The sequence below is a fragment of the Microbacterium sp. BWR-S6Y genome (assembly GCF_041379845.1).
Classification (GTDB): domain Bacteria; phylum Actinomycetota; class Actinomycetes; order Actinomycetales; family Microbacteriaceae; genus Microbacterium; species Microbacterium hydrothermale.
Genome location: NZ_JBFECV010000005.1, coordinates 209,925 through 225,333, shown reverse-complemented (window position 1 = coordinate 225,333; position 15,409 = coordinate 209,925). Strand labels below are relative to the sequence as shown.

The window sequence follows — 15,409 nt, the reverse complement described above, 5'->3', positions numbered from 1 at the left end:
GCGCGTGCGGGTCAGTCGGGGTCGCTCGCGCGGCTGAGGGGACCGGAGCCACCGCGCGGGGGCTGCTTGCGCTGACGCGCGAGCTCCCCGCCCTGTCGCCCGCCGTACGGACGACCGTGATCGGCGAACTCGGCCCGGAAGTACGCCAGCCGCCAGTCGCCCAGCTCGATGCGGGCACCGGTGCGCAGGATGCGCCCGCCGCCGTCGCGTCCGGGGCCCTGATCGCGAGCACCCCCGCCGCCGACGACGTCGAAGCCGTACAGCACGTACTCGTCGTCGCCCTCGTGCCGGATCTCGGCGTGCACGGGGGCGAGCCCCGGCAGGCGCAGATCGGCTTCGTCGCCCGATCCGATCACCGTCTTGGTGGGGAGCAGGTCGAACTCGCGCGGACGCGATCCGTCCCACGACGAGTCGCCCACCGCGAAGATGAGGCGCGGGCGCCCCGACCCCGGGGTGTAGTGCGTGGTCGTGACCCGGCGACGCACGGTGCGGTTGATGGTGGGCACCAGCGGCAGCGGCGTCTCGGGCGGGACCGGGAACGTCAGCGTCCGATCCCCGTTGCGACGCACCAGCAGCGGGGCCACGGCCGCGACCGAGCCGAGCCGGATGTGCTTGGACCCCGTGATGACGCGCTGCAGCGCACCGCTCTTGACGTCGCCGAGCTGCAGGATCGGCCCGTCCGGCCCCTCGAGCTTCACGGAGATGCCCCGGGATGCCAGGGCCTCGGCCACCGTGGACAGCTCGGCGAGTGTGCGGCGGCCGTTCCCCGGCAGGCGCGACGGATCGCTCACGACGATGCGCACCTCGGTGCCCGCGGCCGTGATCGTCCCCTCGAACGGCGGGACGTCGGCATCCTGCCCCTCCTCCCGCTCCGAGAAGGCGAGGTCGATGTCGAGGCGCACCATGACGGCGCCGCCCCTCAGTTGCCGCGGTACGGGTCGGACCCGGCCGCGGTGTCGTCGCTCGTGGTGACGCGCAGGGTGCCGTTGAGCTTCCACGTAGCGCGGGGAGCGTCGGGGCCGATGTCGCGCGGCACCTCGACGGTCATGTCGACGAAGGAATAGTTCACGGCGGCGCCGCGGCCGGTGAGGTACGACCACATCTCGCGGCCGAGGTCGGTCCAGTCGGTGATCGAGTGGCCCTGGGGCCCGGAGGAGTCGGCGAACGGGTCGGTGGTGGCAGGAGTCTCGGACATGGCTTCGGTCCTTCCTTTCAGTTCGAGGCCATAAGCGTCCCAGCGGCCCCGGTCACCCGAGGAGGGATTGCATTGGGGCGCGTGTTGGGGCACCATTCCCTGCACGCCCACGCCCTGCCGCGCAGCGGTCATCGTCGTGGCGACCCTGGTGGCGTAGCGGTCGCGGAGCGTGTGGAGCATCCGCGCCGCCTGAGCGTCAGTACACGTACTCCATCAGCTCGACGCCCAGCACCCGGAAGGCGTCGTGAGCGCGCAGGCGATGCGCGATCGACAGGTCGTCGAAGTTGACCAGCAAGGCGTACGAGACGCCCGCCCGCGGGCCCCCGAGCACTCCCGCCTCGGCGCGCACGCCGGGGGCGCGTCCGGTCTTGTTGACGAACAGCAGACCGTGCTGGTCGTTCTCGTGCGCGAAAGGATCGAGTCCCGTCGCGGATGCCACGAGCGAGAGGTCGTGGTTCAGACTCAGCCACTCGGCGACCTGCGCGCTGACGCCGGGCGAGACGATCGTGGAGTTGACCAGTCCCGCGAACACCTGGGCCATCTCGCGCGCGGTCGACAGCGCGACGTGCGGGGCGTCGTCGGGGCCGCGGTCGTCGCGGAACCGGTCGAGCAGGGCCGTGCGACGCAGCCCGAGGTGCTCGAGGCGGGCGCGCACCGATTGCAGACCGACGCGGTGTAGCAGCGCGTTGGCCGCGAGGGCGTCGCCCGTCGAGGCCGCCAGCAGGGCCAGGTCGGTCAGCGGGAGAGCGGGAGCCTTGAGGTGCTGCCAGGTGCCCCCGTGCGCCGCCCCCGCCACGCTGGATCGGTCGACGATCTCGAGCGCGTCGAGCCGCCCCGACTCGAACGCCGCGGCCGTCTCGATGAGCAGGGGTACGACGCCCAGCCCGCCGACGGGCAGGGTCAGGAAGTCGTCGCCCGAGAGCACCGCCGTCCCGCCGTCGAGGTCGTCGATGCGCACCGACACCTTGGCGCCCGAGGCGGCGAGCTCGTCGAGCGAACGCAGCGTCGCGGTGAAGGAGCGGCGGCCGGCCGCCGCCCGCCGGGGCAGTCGCTTCGGTCCCTTGCGGCCCGCGCCGCGAAGGGCCGGGGCGTCGCGTCGCGACGACTCCACCGGCCCTCCGGCGGGTTCGGGCAGGGCGGGCTCGGGAAGCGGGGGCATGCCCACGAGCGTTGCTCCTTCCGGGTCAGCAGGACAACAAACGCCGTCTCACCAAATGGTGACGCGCTGGTCGGCGTCGAGCCAGAGGGCGTCGCCCTCGCCGACCTCGAACGCCTCGTAGAACGCGTCGATGTTACGCACGATCTGATTGCAGCGGAACTCGTTCGGCGAGTGCGGGTCGATGGTGAGCAGACGGATGGTCTCGGCGTCCCGACCCTTCTGCTGCCAGATCTGGGCCCAGCTGAGCAGCAGACGCTGGATGCCGGTGAACCCGTCGACGACGGACCCCTCGCCCTCGGCTTCACCCTGCTCCTCGAGGAAGAGCCGGTAGGCCGCGATCGCGATGCCGAGCCCTCCCAGGTCGCCGATGTTCTCGCCGATGGTGAGGGCGCCGTTGACGTGATGCTCCGCGCTCAGGCCCTGCGGCACGAGCTCCTCGTACTGGGCGATGAGCGCCTTGGTGCGCTCCTCGAACGCCGCGCGGTCGGCATCCGTCCACCAGTCGCGCAGCGATCCGTCGCCGTCGAAGCGGGATCCCTGGTCGTCGAAGCCGTGGCCAATCTCGTGACCGATCACCGCGCCGATGCCGCCGTAGTTCGCCGCCGCGTCGCGCTCGGCGTCGAAGAACGGGTACTGCAGGATCGCCGCGGGGAACACGATCTCGTTCATGAGCGGGTTGTAGTACGCGTTGACCGTCTGCGGGGTCATGTACCACTCGTCGCGGTCGATCGGCTGGCCGACCTTGGCGAGCTGGCGGTCGTGCTCCCACACGTGCGCGCGACGGACGTTGCCGACCAGGTCGCCGGCCTCGATCTCGAGGTCGGAGTAGTCCTTCCACCGCACCGGGTAGCCGATCTTGGGCGTGAAGGCGTCGAGCTTGGCCAGGGCCCGCTCGCGCGTCTCCTCGGTCATCCACTCGAGCGTGCGGATCGACCGGCGGTACGCCTCGATCAGGTGGGCGACGAGGCCGTCCATGGCATCCTTCGCCGCCGGCGGGAAGTGCCGCTCGACGTACACCTTGCCGACCGCCTCGCCCAGGGCGGCCTCGACGAGGCTGACGCCGCGCTTCCAGCGTTCGCGGTTGACGGGCACGCCGGTGAGCTGCGTTCCGTAGAACGCGAAGTTCTCGGCCACGAAATCGTCGGACAGGAAAGCCGCCGCCGCGTGCACGATCTTGAACCGCAGCCACGCCTTCCAGTCGTCGAGCCTCTCGGCCACCAGCAGGCCGCCGAGAGCCTCGATGAAGCTCGGCTGGTACACGACGACCTCGGCGAGCGCGTCCTCGTGACCCGGGGCGACCCCCGCACGCCACGGCTCGAGGTCGACTCCGGCGAGGGCGAGCGTGTCGTCCCAGGTCTTCAGGTTGTAGGTCTTCACCGCGTCGCGGCTGTCTTCGCGCGACCAGTGGTGCGCGGCGAGGTCGGTCTCGAGCGCGAACACCCGATCGGCGGATGCCGCGGCCTCGGCGACACCGGCGAGCTCGAGCACGCGCGCGATGTGCGCGCGGTACGCGGTGCGGGTCTCGTCGAAGTTGTCGAGCCGGTAGTAGCTCTCGTCGGGCAGCGAGATGCCGCCCTGGTAGACCACCGGCACGTAGCGCGTGGGATCGCCCGGGTCGGGCTCGACGAAGAGCGTCAGCAGTCCGCTGATGCCGTCGCGCTCGAGCTCGCCGATGAGCCGGAGCAGGGAGGGGATGTCGGTGACGGTGTCGACGGCGGCGAGCTGGGGGGCCAGGGGCTCCCCGCCGAGCGCCTCGATGCGGTCGGTGTCCATGAAGCTCGCGAACAGGTCGCCGATCTTGCGGGCTTCGCTGCCCGGCTCGGCGTCCTGCGACTCCTGGACGATGGTGCGCACGTCCGCCTCCGCCTGCTCGGCGATGAGGTGGAACGAGCCCCAGCGGGCCTTGTCGTCGGGGATCTCGGTGCGCTCCAGCCAGCGGCCGTTCACGTAGCGGAACAGGTCGTCCTGCGGGCGGATCTCGTCGCTGAGCTCGTCGAGCGCGAGACCGGAGCGGGGGGTGTCGGTCATGCAGACAGGATAAGTGCCCCACATCCGTGCGGGCTCGGAACGCGGGCGCGCCACGCCCGGACGCGGAACGCATCGCCTCCCCGTTCCGCGCAGCGCCGGCATCGTGTGCGGCGGCGCCGTGCGGCCGGGTCGACCCCGCGCCCGCACAACCTCCGCGATCCGCACATCCTCAGCGGCATCCGCCCCCACCCGACCGAGGTTGCGCGAATCACGGAGCGTGCGCGACCACCCGCCCACGCCGAACACAACCTCCGCGATCCGCGCACCCTCAGCGGCATCCGCCCCCACCCCACGGAGGTTGCGCGAATCACGGAGCGTGCGTGGCTTCCGGCCCGCGCCGCACGCGGCCCGCGCCCGTCGATGTCGGGGGCCCACCCTAGGCTCGACGCGTGAGCACCCTCCCGCCCGTGACGTTGAACCGCTCGATCCTGCGGCTCGCGGTGCCGGCTCTGGGCGCCCTGATCGCCGAGCCCCTGTTCCTCATCGTGGATGCCGCGATGGTGGGCCATCTCGGCGTCGCTCCCCTGGCGGGTCTCGGCATCGCGAGCGCGGTGCTGCAGACGATCGTCGGGCTCATGGTCTTCCTCGCCTACTCCACCACCCCCGCCGTCGCGCGGCGCTTCGGCGCGGGCGAGCCGGGGCGCGCGGTGTCGGTCGGCATCGACGGCATGTGGCTCGCCCTGGCCCTCGGCGCCGGACTCGCGGCGGTGGGCTCGCTGTTCACGCCCCTCGTGATCGACGTGTTCGGCGCCGCGCCCGACGTCGCCGAGAACGCCCGCGTCTACCTGTCGATCTCGATGTGGGGCCTGCCTGCGATGCTCGTGGTGTTCGCGGCGACCGGCCTCTTGCGCGGCCTGCAGGACACCGTCACCCCGCTGTGGATCGCGGGCATCGGGTTCGCCGCGAACGCCGCCCTGAACGCGCTGTTCATCTACGGATTCGGCTGGGGCATCGCGGGTTCGGCGGTGGGCACGGTCGCCGCCCAGTGGGGAATGGTGGGCGCGTACGTCGTGGTGGTCCGGCGACTGGCGCGGCGGCACGCGGCGTCGCTGCGACCGCAGCGGGAGGGATGGGGAGGCACCGCGCGCTCGGGCGGCTGGCTGTTCCTGCGCACCCTGAGCCTACGCGCGGCCTTCCTCGCCACCGTCGCCGTCGCCACAGGCCTCGGTTCCGCGGAACTCGCCGGTTGGCAGATCGCGTTCACGATCTTCTCCACCGCGGCGTTCGCGCTCGACGCCCTCGCGATCGCGGCCCAGGCCCTCATCGGCCACGCCCTCGGCGCGCGCGAGACCGACACGGTGCGGCGCGTGCTGGCGCGCACGAGCGCGTGGGGCATCTGGTTCGGCGTCGCCGTCGGCGCCGTGCTGGCGGCGGCGTCGGGCGTGATCGGACTCGTCTTCACCGGCGACGCCGAGATCGCGGCCCTCATCCAGCCGGCCCTGCTCGTGCTCGCCGTCGCGCAGCCTCTCGCGGGGCTCGTCTTCGTGCTCGACGGCGTGCTCATCGGCGCGGGCGACGCCCGCTACCTCGCCCTCGCGGGGCTGCTCAACCTCGTGCCCTACGCGCCGGCCCTGGCGCTCGTCGCCCTGTTCGCGGGCGGAGGCGGCGGAGGACTGGCGTGGCTCGCCGCCGCGTTCTTCGGCGTCTACATGCTCGCCCGCGCGATCACCCTCGGCCTGCGCGTGCGCGGGCGGGCGTGGATGACGGCGGGCGACTGACCCGCCGACGCCGGCGCATCCTCGCCCGGGCCCCGGGTGCACCCCGCTCGGACCCGGGCGCCCTCGCCCCGTCAGTCGTCGAGCACCGCGGCGACCGCTTCGAGCTCGACGAGCTGGTCGTCGTAGCCCAGCACCGTCACGCCCATCAACGTGCTCGGCACGTCGTGTGCCCCGAACGCATCGCGGACGACCTCCCAGGCCGAGACGAGGTCGGCCTGACGATCGGATGCCACGAGCACGCGCGTGCTGATCACGTCGGTGAGCTCGGCTCCCGCGTCGGCGAGCGCGGTCCGGAGGTTCTCGACGCAGCGCGCCGCCTGCACGGCAACGTCGCCGACGCCGACGGTGACCCCGTCGGCATCCAGGGGGCACGAACCGGCGAGGAAGATGAGGCGGGCCTCGGCGGGGGCCGTCGCGGCGTAGGCGTACTCCGCAACGCTCGACAGCGACGCGGAGCGGATAAGGGTCACGGCTTTCGGCATCGATTCACCCTGGCATGCCGCTACGCCCAGCGGCGACACCACTCGTACATGATCACCGCGGCGGCGGAGGCGGCGTTGATCGACCGCGTCGACCCGTACTGCGTGATCTCGACCACGCCGGTCGCCGCCTCGAGCGCCTCGGGCGAGAGGCCCGGCCCCTCCTGACCGAAGAGGAGCACGCAGTCACGGGGCAGGTCCGCGCGGTCGATCGGCACGGATCCCTCGATGTTGTCGACGGCGATCACGGGCAGGCCCGCTCCGCGCGCCCAGGCGGCGAACGCCGCGACGTCCTCGTGGTGACGCACGTGCTGGTAGCGGTCGGTGACCATCGCGCCGCGGCGGTTCCACCGACGCTTGCCGACGATGTGCACCTCGGCCGCGAGGAACGCATTCGCGCTGCGCACGATGGTGCCGATGTTGAGGTCGTGCTGCCAATTCTCGATCGCGACGTGGAACGGATGCCGCTTGGCATCCAGATCGGCGACGATCGAATCCATGCTCCAGTAGCGGTAGCCGTCGACGACGTTGCGCCGGTCGCCCTCCGCGAGCAGCTCCGGGTCGTATCGCGGGTCGTCGGGCCACTCGTCCGGACCGCCGGGCCACGGCCCGACGCCGTGCGTCGGCGCCTCGGGCTCCGGGCCCCGCCCGGTCGGCGCCCCCGTCGGGTCCTCGGCATCCGTCACCGTCCCAGGCTATCCGCGCGCCCGCCACGCCCCCGCCGCGCGTGCGCCCGCGCCCCGCCGCGCCACCGCCGCGCCCCCTCCGCCCGCGAGATCACACGATCGGCTCGAGATCACACCCGCCGACGTGTGATCTCGAGCCGAACGTGTGCTCTCGGCGCCCCCGACAGCTTTTCGGTCGCCCGAAAAATAGCTATGGTTTCGGCATGCCGAAAACTCAGGATGCCGTGGACCGCCGCCACGCGCCCGGGCGCGCACTCTGGTTGCTGGGGCCGGCGATGGTCGCGGGCGTGGCATACCTCGACCCCGGCAACGTCGCGAGCAACATGACCGCGGGCGCGGCGTTCGGGTATCTGCTGGTGTGGGTCGTGGTGCTCGGCAACGTCATGGCCTGGCTGATCCAGTACCTCTCGGCGAAGCTCGGCATCGTGACCGGAGAGAGCCTGCCGCAGATCCTCGGTCGCCGCATCCGCCGCCCGTGGGCGCGACGCCTCTACTGGCTCCAGGCCGAGGCGGTCGCGATGGCCACCGACGTCGCCGAGGTGATCGGCGGCGCGGTGGCGCTGCACCTGCTGTTCGGTATCCCCCTGGTGTGGGGCGGGGCCGTCACGGGAGTGGTGTCGATGGGCCTGCTGCTCGTGCAGACGCGGCGGGGGGCCCGGGCGTTCGAGACCGTGCTGATCGGCCTGCTCGTCATCATCGCGATCGGCTTCTCCGCGGGACTGCTGTTCGCCCCGCCCGACCCCGCGGGCGTCGTGGGAGGACTGCTGCCGCGCTTCGAGGGGACGAACTCGGTGCTGCTGGCCGCGTCGATCCTCGGGGCGACGATCATGCCGCACGCGATCTACGCGCACTCGGCGCTCGCCCGCGATCGCTTCGCGCCCGGCGGCGCGGGGTCGGCGACGGACGGACGGGCGACCGCCTCAGCCGCGCGGAGTGCGCCCGGGTCGGACGGCGGTCCCGCGGCATCCGTCACCGCCACCTCCACCGACATCGGCGCCGCCACCGCGTCCGCCGCGCGCACGGCGCTCGAGCACGCGCGCGGCATCTCCACACCCCGGCTACTGAGAGCCACGCGGTGGGACGTGACGATCGCCCTCGCCGTCGCCGGAACCGTCAACCTCGCGATCCTGCTCCTGGCCGCCGCCAACCTCGCCGGGGTCGACGGGACCGACAGCCTCGAGGGCGCCTACGCGGCCCTCCGCGACGGTCTCGGGCCGCTGGTCGCCACCCTCTTCGCCGTCGGCCTGCTCGCGAGCGGTCTCGCCTCGACCTCGGTCGGCGCGTACGCGGGCGCCGAGATCATGCACGGCCTGCTGCGGGCGCGGGTGCCCCTCCTCACCCGACGGTTGGTCACTCTCGTCCCGGCCCTGGTGATCCTCGGACTCGGCGTCGACCCGACGCTCGCCCTCGTGCTGAGCCAGGTGGTGCTGTCGTTCGGCATCCCCTTCGCCCTGGTGCCGCTCGTCGCGTTGACCGCGCGCGAGGAGGTGCTCGGCCGCTACCGCAACCGCCGCGCGACCACGGCGGCCGGGGTGGCGGCATCCGTCTTCCTGATCACCTTGAACGTCGTGCTCGTGTGGCTGGTGGTCACCGGCGGATAGGCTGACGGCGTGGAATCGCCCGTGTCCGACGACTACCTCAAGGCGATCTACCACCACACCGAGTGGCAGGACTCCCCGATCACGCCGTCGCAGCTCGCGGGCGTGCTGGGGCTCGCTCCGTCGAGCGTGACCGAGATGGTCAAGAAACTCGCCGCGCAGGGCCTGGTGACGCACCGCCCGTACGGTCCGGTGTCGCTGACCACGGCGGGACACCGTCGCGCCGCCGCGGTGATCCGCCGGCACCGGCTCATCGAGACGTGGCTCGTGCGGGAGTTCGCCTACGCGTGGGACGAGGTGCACGACGAGGCCGAGGTGCTCGAGCACGCTCTCAGCGACCGCCTGCTCGAGGGGATCGACGCGCGGCTGGGACGTCCGCGCTTCGACCCGCACGGGGATGCGATCCCGGATGCCGAGGGCGCGGTGCACCGCGAGCCTTTCGTGCTGCTCGCCGAGGCGCCGGTCGGTCACTCGGGCCGCGTGCTGCGGGTGAGCGACCGCGATCCCGAGCTGCTGCGTGCGCTCGTCGAGAGGGGGATCGACGTGGGGCACGAACTCGAGGTCGTCTCCGACGAGGTCGTCCGCGCGGACGGCGTGGAGATGTCGCTGCCGGCCGGCGCGGGCGGGTCGGTCTGGCTCACGCGCTGAGGTGGGCTCGCGCGATCGCTACGCGGTCGGAGACCGATCGTCCCGGGACTCGCTGGCGCGCGCTGTCCGCGTGAGGGGCGGGCCGGCGGGGGCGGCTTCGGCATCCCCCTCGCGGGGCGCGGTCGCGTCGACCGGGTCGGCGTCCGATCGCGCCACCGCGGACGGGGTCGCATCAGCACGGAACCATCGACGGGCGCGCCCGGGAATCCACATCGCCGCAATGACCGCGAGAGCGGCGACCAGGGCCACGGCGACGACCGGGTCGAGCTCGGTCAAGACCATCGCGGTCGCCTGCAGGACGACGAGCACCGAGAGGTAGACCGTCAGCAGGGTGCGCGCGAGGGAGCTGCCGCGCGACAGCGCCGACCCGCCGGCGACCGTGAGCAGGCCGAGCAGCACGGTCGCCGCGCCGACGAGCGACACCGGGAGCACCAGGTCGGGCGTCACCGCGTAGCGCGCCAGCAGGACGACGATGCCGAGGGCGGTGTTCAGCAGCCCGCCGAGGTAGACGAGCACGATGGCCGCGGTGACGACGGTGGGCCGCCGGCGCGGCCGCCCGGCGACGCCGCGCTCGTCGCCGGAGACGACCGCGAGGGAACGCCGCACGAACCGACGATGCCCGAACCGCACCGCCTCGATCGCCCCGACGGTGAGGATGACGACGACGGTCACCAGCACGGCGCCGTCATCACCCGGGTCTTGGAGCTGGAAGAACTGTCCCAGCGGCGGGAGGGTGAAGATGCCGGTGAGGGCGATGAACATCGCCCCGATGACCAGGACCTTCACGCGCGTGACCGGACGCGACAGAACGGTGAGCACCCAGATCGCGACGATCGCGAGGATGATCGTCGCTCCCGTGCGCAGCTGCTCGGTCGACAGCCCGAGGTTCATCCCGGAGCGCGTGTACAGGGTCAGCGAGACGGCGATCACCAGTCCGGCGGGGATCGCGAAACTCAGCGACCGTCGCAGGAACCCCGGTACGTAGCGCTGCGCGTTCGGCAGAAGGGCGAGGAAGAACGCCGGGATGCCGATGGTCAGCCCGTCGGTGATCGAGAGCTGCCGCGGGAGGAACGGGAACTCCATCACGAGGGCGCCGAACAGCACCGCCAGGCCCGTCGCGTAGACGGTCTTGGCGAGGAACAGCATCGAGACCCGCTCGATGTTGGCGATCACCCGGCGGCCCTCGGCCACCACCGAGGGCAGGTGGGAGAAACGACCGTCGAGCAGCACGAGACGGGCCACGGCCTTCGTCGCCGCGGCGCCGGAGTTCATCGCGATCCCGATGTCGGCGGTCTTGATGGCGAGGGCATCGTTGACCCCGTCGCCGGTCATCGCCACGACGTGCCCGCGCGCCTGCAGCGCGGTGACCATGCGCTTCTTCTGGTCGGGCGTGACGCGGCCGAACACCGTGTGCTCCTCGAGCACCGCACCCAGCTCGGCGTCGTCGTCGGGCAGACGTCGCGCGTCGTACCCCTCGTCGATGTCGAGACCGACCTCTCGAGCGATCGCCGCGACGGTGCGGGGGTTGTCGCCGGAGATGACGCGCACCCCGACGCCCTGATCGCGGAAGTAGGCGAGCGCCTCGGCGGCATCCGGACGCACCGCCTCGACGAAGGTCAGCACGGCGGTCGCCACGACCCCCTCCGGCAACCGCTCCGCGTCGACGTCGGCGTCGCTGAGCGGCGCGTCGGCGTGACCGAGCACGAGGGTGCGTCGGCCGGACGATGCCAGCCGCGTGACCGCGGCGCCCAGCTCACCGCTCGGGTCGGTCGCGGCGTCGCCGAACACCATCTCGGGTGCGCCGAGCACCCAGGTGCCGGCGGCGCCGTCGGCGAACGACACCGCGCTCCACTTGCGCGCCGACGAGAACGGGATGCGACGGGCGGCCGAGAGGGCGACGCCCACGGGGAACGGCTCGCGCAGGCACTGCGCCGTCGCGTTGGCGTCGGGGGCCGCCCCGTACCAGGCGAGCACGTCGGCCCAGCCGGGCGCCTCGGCGAGGGCGAGGGCGTCGTCGAAGCGGATCTCGCCCGCGGTGAGCGTGCCCGTCTTGTCGAGGCAGATGACGTCGACGCGCGCGAGTCCCTCGACCGCGGGCAGTTCGTTGACGAGCACCTTCTGCCCCGCGAGTCGCGCCGCGCCGACCGCGAAGGCGATCGAGGTCATGAGCACGAGACCGAGCGGGATCATCGCCGTCAGCGCGGCGATCGTGTTCACCACGGCCTGCGACCACGTCCCCTGCTGCCAGGCCTGCACCCAGCCGCCCGCGACCATCATCTGCGCGTTGAGCACAAGTAGGCCGATCGGCCCGATGCCCCAGCCGACCCATCGCAGCACGCGGTCGATCGAGCTGCGCAGCTCGCTCGAGACGAGCTGGAAGCGCTTCGCCTCGGTCGCGAAGGTGTTCGCGTACGACTCGGCACCCACCCGCACGACGCGCGCGGCACCCTCTCCGGCCACCACGATCGACCCCGACAGCACCTCGTCGTCGACGCGTTTGTCGACGGCATCCGATTCGCCGGTGAGCATCGATTCGTCGACCTGCAGGGCGCGGGTCGCGACGACCACCGCATCGGCCGCGATCTGGTCGCCCGCGCGCAGGACGAGGACGTCGTCGCGCACCACCTCGGGAGGAGCGATCTCGGCATCCGCTCCGTCGCGCCGAACGCGGGCGCGCGGCGCGTTCAACAGGGCGAGGCGGTCGAGCGCGGCCTTGGCGCGGAACTCCTGCACGCACCCGATCACCGCGTTCGAGAGTGCCGCGACCCCGAACAGGGCGTCTTGCCAGCGACCCAGGAGCAGCAGCACGACGAAGCAGGCCCCGACGATGCCGTTGAAGAGCGTGAAGACGTTGGCGCGCACGATGTTCCACGCGCTGCGGCTGGTGTCGGCGGTGAAGGCGTTGGTCTGCCCCGACGCGACCCGTTCGGCGACGTCGCCCGCGCTCAGACCGGCGACCTCGAGGTCTGCACCGGGGTCGCCGGTCACCAGCTCTGCTCCATGCGCTCACTGTAGAGCCCCCCGCCGACATCGCGGGGGCGGGTTCAGGATGCCGCGCGCCGGGCCCTCTCGAAGGGCCACTTCACGTGCGTCGCGGTCTCGCACGCGCGCCACAGCTCGGTGCCGAGGTCGCCCGATCGCGTACCGCGCGCCGGCGTGGCCCGCCGCGGCGCACCGCGCGCGACGAGGGCGGGTCCGTACATCGAGCCGCCCTCGGCGTACGGGTCGACGAGCGCGCGCACGAGCGCCCACGCGCCCTGCTCCTTCGACTGCGTGATGGGGGCCTGCAGGTTGTCGAGGAAGCGCGTGAGACGGCTGGGTTCGTTGACGCCCCGCACTCCCCGCGTGCGACCGCTCGTGGAGTAGCCCGGGTGCGCGACGAGGCTCTCGACGGGCACGCCGTGCGCGCGCAGCATCTTGTCGGCCTCGAGGGCGAGCGCGGTGGTCGCCGCCTTCGACTGCACGTAGGCCTTCCAGGGCGTGTAGCCCTCGCGCAGTTCGGGGTCGGTCGGCAGGTGCCGCCAGAGCGAGGTCGACATGCTGCCCACCCACACCATGCGGCCGCGCGCCGTCGCGAGCGGCTTGAGCAGCTCTCCGGCGAGGGCGAAGTGCCCGAGTACGTTGGTCGCGAACACGAGCTCGTGACCGCCCACGGTCTCCCGCTGCTTCGGCGGGTGCACGACCCCGGCGTTCAGCAGCAGTCCGTCGAGGCGACCGCGGGCGCGCGCCGTCGCCGCGGCGGCACGCACCGAGCCCATGTTGCTGGTGTCGAGCAGCAGCGTCTCGATCGCGGCATCCGGAGTCGACCGCTTCACGGCCGCCTTGGCCGCGGAGAGGCTGTGCGGGTTGCGCCCCGTCAGCAGCACGTGGGCGCCCGCGGCGGCGAGCTGTTCGCACGCGAAGTACCCGAGCCCGCGGGTCGCGCCGGTGACCAGGTACGAGCGCCCGGAGAGGTCGGGGAGGTTCTCGGGGTCCCACTCGGCGCGCGTCACCCTTCGACCCTAACGAGATCGAGCGCCCGCGTCACGGGTCCATTCCGTTCGGGGCATACCGGCATCCGGGAACTTTTTTCCCGGATGCGCGTGACGAATCGCGCGCGGGACACGTCTTCCCTGTGAGCACCCGCTCCGTCGCGACGAGACACCCCGCCGCCGACGTCGTCGAAACGAGAAGGAGTCAGATCATGGGTCTGGACGACAAGATCAAGAACGCCGCTCAGGACATCGTGGGCAAGGCGAAGGAAGCGATCGGCAACGCGACCGACAACGACAAGCTCGCCGCCGAGGGCAAGGCCGACCAGGTGAAGGCGGATGCCAAGAAGGCGGGCGAGAACGTGAAGGACACCTTCAAGTAAGCAGTCCTCGCACCGACGGGCGGGTCGCGGTCTTCGGATCGGGCCCGCCCTCGCCGGTTTCCGGGGGCGTGTCGGAGGTCGGGTCTAGGCTGGCCGCATGCGGACCCGTGGCGACATCGAGTGCTGGCTGACCGACATGGACGGCGTCCTCGTCCATGAGAACACCCCCATCGCGGGCGCCTCCGAGCTGCTCGCCCAGTGGCGGTCCGAGGGCACGCCGTTCCTCGTGTTGACGAACAACTCGATCTTCACCCCGCGCGACCTCAGTGCACGGCTGCGGGCGTCCGGCCTCGTCGTGCCCGAGTCGTCGATCTGGACCTCGGCGCTGGCGACCGCCGACTTCCTCCAGTCGCAGATGCCCGGCGGATCCGCTTTCGTCATCGGCGAGGCGGGTCTGACCACCGCGCTGCACGAGGCGGGGTTCATCATGACCGAGACCACGCCCGACTACGTCGTGGTCGGCGAGACCCGCAACTACTCGTTCGAGGCCATCACGAAAGCCATCCGCTTCATCCGCGGGGGCGCGCGCTTCATCGCGACCAACCCGGATGCCACGGGCCCCTCGACCGAGGGCGTGCTGCCCGCGACGGGCGCGATCGCGGCCCTCATCACGAAGGCCACCGGCAAGGAGCCCTACATCGTGGGCAAGCCGAACCCGATGATGTTCCGCTCGGCGCTCAACCGCATCGGCGCGCACAGTGAGAACACCGGCATGATCGGCGACCGCATGGACACCGACATCGTCGCGGGCATCGAGGCCGGCCTGCACACCGTGCTCGTGATGACCGGAATCAGCGATCAGCGCGAGATCGAGCGGTATCCGTTCCGTCCCGACGAGATCCTCGGCTCCGTCGCCGAGCTCGTGCGCGACGAACCGCTCGAGTCCGAGCTGGCCGACGGCGAAGACGGACTCGACGCCGGGCTCTGACCGTGGGAGCGCTCGACGACGGCGAGAAGGTGGCGGCGGCAGACGTCTCCGCTTGGGGCGCCTGGCTCGAGCAGAACCACGCGACCTCGAAGGGCGCATGGCTGGTCCGCGGCCGCGGGGCCGCGGCGGGTCGTTACATCGGCTACGAAGATGCCGTGTGCGAAGCACTCTGCTTCGGCTGGATCGACGGGCCCGTGCGGGTCTTCGACGACGTGAGTTCCGGCCTCTGGTTCGCGCCGCGTCGCGCCACGAGCGGCTGGGCGGCGACGAACAAGGCCCGCATCGCCCGTCTCGAGGCGGAGGGACGCTTGCGCCCGGCCGGTCGCCTCGCGGTCGAGGTCGCACGTGCGAACGGGTCGTGGGAGGTGCTCGACGGCCCCGAGGCCGGGATCGAGCCCGCCGACCTCACGGCCGCACTGGACGCCGTGCCGATCGCGCGCGCGAGATGGGACGCGTTCCCTCCCTCGGCGCGCAAGTTCGGCCTCACCCAGATCGCGACGGCTGTGCGCCCCGAGACCCGTGCGAAGCGCATCGCGAAGATCGTCTCGGATGCCGCGGAGGACCGCAGGCCGTGAGCGGCTGACCCTCGCTTGGCCCGAGCGTGCGGCGAGCGCGT

At 72.1% G+C, this 15,409-nt stretch carries 14 protein-coding genes; 6 read left to right on the top strand and 8 right to left on the bottom strand.

From position 1 onward, the window contains the following. Positions 1-11: 11 nt before the first annotated feature. The 4 genes from AB1K56_RS12780 to AB1K56_RS12765 form a co-directional block, all read right to left on the bottom strand. Complete coding sequence (locus AB1K56_RS12780) at positions 12-905, bottom strand: FHA domain-containing protein (RefSeq protein ID WP_371205952.1); 894 nt, start codon at positions 903-905, stop codon at positions 12-14. A gap of 14 nt (positions 906-919) precedes the next feature. Continuing rightward, positions 920-1,195, bottom strand: a complete 276-nt coding sequence (locus AB1K56_RS12775; RefSeq protein ID WP_136588049.1) for a hypothetical protein — start codon at positions 1,193-1,195, stop codon at positions 920-922. 196 nt (positions 1,196-1,391) lie between these two features. Continuing rightward, positions 1,392-2,354 (bottom strand): serine hydrolase, encoded by a 963-nt coding sequence (locus AB1K56_RS12770; RefSeq protein WP_371205951.1) that lies wholly within the window; start codon positions 2,352-2,354, stop codon positions 1,392-1,394. A 48-nt stretch (positions 2,355-2,402) separates the two neighbouring features. Continuing rightward, on the bottom strand, positions 2,403-4,382 hold the full coding sequence (locus AB1K56_RS12765) for a M13 family metallopeptidase (protein ID WP_371205950.1): 1,980 nt from the start codon (positions 4,380-4,382) through the stop codon (positions 2,403-2,405). A 389-nt stretch (positions 4,383-4,771) separates the two neighbouring features. Between AB1K56_RS12765 and AB1K56_RS12760 the strand changes: the two genes are divergently transcribed. Next, positions 4,772-6,100, top strand: coding sequence for an MATE family efflux transporter (locus AB1K56_RS12760; protein WP_371205949.1), 1,329 nt, complete (start codon positions 4,772-4,774; stop codon positions 6,098-6,100). Between the two features lie 71 nt (positions 6,101-6,171). Here AB1K56_RS12760 and AB1K56_RS12755 read toward each other — a convergent pair whose 3' ends face one another. Then, positions 6,172-6,582, bottom strand: a complete 411-nt coding sequence (locus tag AB1K56_RS12755; protein ID WP_371205948.1) for a RidA family protein — start codon at positions 6,580-6,582, stop codon at positions 6,172-6,174. Between the two features lie 20 nt (positions 6,583-6,602). After that, positions 6,603-7,265 carry a TrmH family RNA methyltransferase gene (locus AB1K56_RS12750; RefSeq protein ID WP_371205947.1) on the bottom strand — a complete coding sequence of 221 codons (663 nt, stop codon included), beginning with the start codon at positions 7,263-7,265 and terminating at the stop codon, positions 6,603-6,605. A 203-nt stretch (positions 7,266-7,468) separates the two neighbouring features. Here AB1K56_RS12750 and AB1K56_RS12745 point away from each other — a divergent pair, with 203 nt between their 5' ends. Together AB1K56_RS12745 and AB1K56_RS12740 are read left to right on the top strand one after the other, a co-directional pair. After that, positions 7,469-8,866, top strand: coding sequence for an Nramp family divalent metal transporter (locus AB1K56_RS12745; RefSeq protein ID WP_371205946.1), 1,398 nt, complete (start codon positions 7,469-7,471; stop codon positions 8,864-8,866). Positions 8,867-8,875: 9 nt separating this feature from the next. Beyond that, on the top strand, positions 8,876-9,511 hold the full coding sequence (locus AB1K56_RS12740; RefSeq protein WP_136588040.1) for a metal-dependent transcriptional regulator: 636 nt from the start codon (positions 8,876-8,878) through the stop codon (positions 9,509-9,511). 18 nt (positions 9,512-9,529) lie between these two features. Here the strand turns inward: AB1K56_RS12740 and AB1K56_RS12735 are convergent, their stop codons facing one another. After that, positions 9,530-12,499, bottom strand: coding sequence for an HAD-IC family P-type ATPase (locus tag AB1K56_RS12735; protein WP_371205945.1), 2,970 nt, complete (start codon positions 12,497-12,499; stop codon positions 9,530-9,532). 56 nt (positions 12,500-12,555) lie between these two features. Beyond that, positions 12,556-13,503: an SDR family NAD(P)-dependent oxidoreductase gene (locus AB1K56_RS12730; protein WP_264632029.1), complete on the bottom strand. Its 948-nt coding sequence runs from the start codon at positions 13,501-13,503 to the stop codon at positions 12,556-12,558. A gap of 191 nt (positions 13,504-13,694) precedes the next feature. Between AB1K56_RS12730 and AB1K56_RS12725 the strand changes: the two genes are divergently transcribed. From AB1K56_RS12725 to AB1K56_RS12715, 3 genes are all read left to right on the top strand, one after another. Then, positions 13,695-13,865, top strand: a complete 171-nt coding sequence (locus AB1K56_RS12725) for a CsbD family protein (RefSeq protein WP_055832729.1) — start codon at positions 13,695-13,697, stop codon at positions 13,863-13,865. A 97-nt stretch (positions 13,866-13,962) separates the two neighbouring features. After that, positions 13,963-14,793 carry an HAD-IIA family hydrolase gene (locus AB1K56_RS12720; protein ID WP_264632028.1) on the top strand — a complete coding sequence of 277 codons (831 nt, stop codon included), beginning with the start codon at positions 13,963-13,965 and terminating at the stop codon, positions 14,791-14,793. Between the two features lie 2 nt (positions 14,794-14,795). Beyond that, positions 14,796-15,368, top strand: a complete 573-nt coding sequence (locus AB1K56_RS12715) for a YdeI family protein (RefSeq protein WP_371205944.1) — start codon at positions 14,796-14,798, stop codon at positions 15,366-15,368. Positions 15,369-15,409 lie beyond the last annotated feature (41 nt).

Coding starts and splice junctions, on each gene's coding strand:
- AB1K56_RS12780 (WP_371205952.1), bottom strand. CDS start 905: ATGGTGCGCCTCGACATCGACCTCGCCTTCTCGGAGCGGGAGGAGGGG.
- AB1K56_RS12765 (WP_371205950.1), bottom strand. CDS start 4,382: ATGACCGACACCCCCCGCTCCGGTCTCGCGCTCGACGAGCTCAGCGAC.
- AB1K56_RS12720 (WP_264632028.1), top strand. CDS start 13,963: ATGCGGACCCGTGGCGACATCGAGTGCTGGCTGACCGACATGGACGGC.
- AB1K56_RS12770 (WP_371205951.1), bottom strand. CDS start 2,354: ATGCCCCCGCTTCCCGAGCCCGCCCTGCCCGAACCCGCCGGAGGGCCG.
- AB1K56_RS12725 (WP_055832729.1), top strand. CDS start 13,695: ATGGGTCTGGACGACAAGATCAAGAACGCCGCTCAGGACATCGTGGGC.
- AB1K56_RS12745 (WP_371205946.1), top strand. CDS start 7,469: ATGCCGAAAACTCAGGATGCCGTGGACCGCCGCCACGCGCCCGGGCGC.
- AB1K56_RS12775 (WP_136588049.1), bottom strand. CDS start 1,195: ATGTCCGAGACTCCTGCCACCACCGACCCGTTCGCCGACTCCTCCGGG.
- AB1K56_RS12755 (WP_371205948.1), bottom strand. CDS start 6,582: ATGCCGAAAGCCGTGACCCTTATCCGCTCCGCGTCGCTGTCGAGCGTT.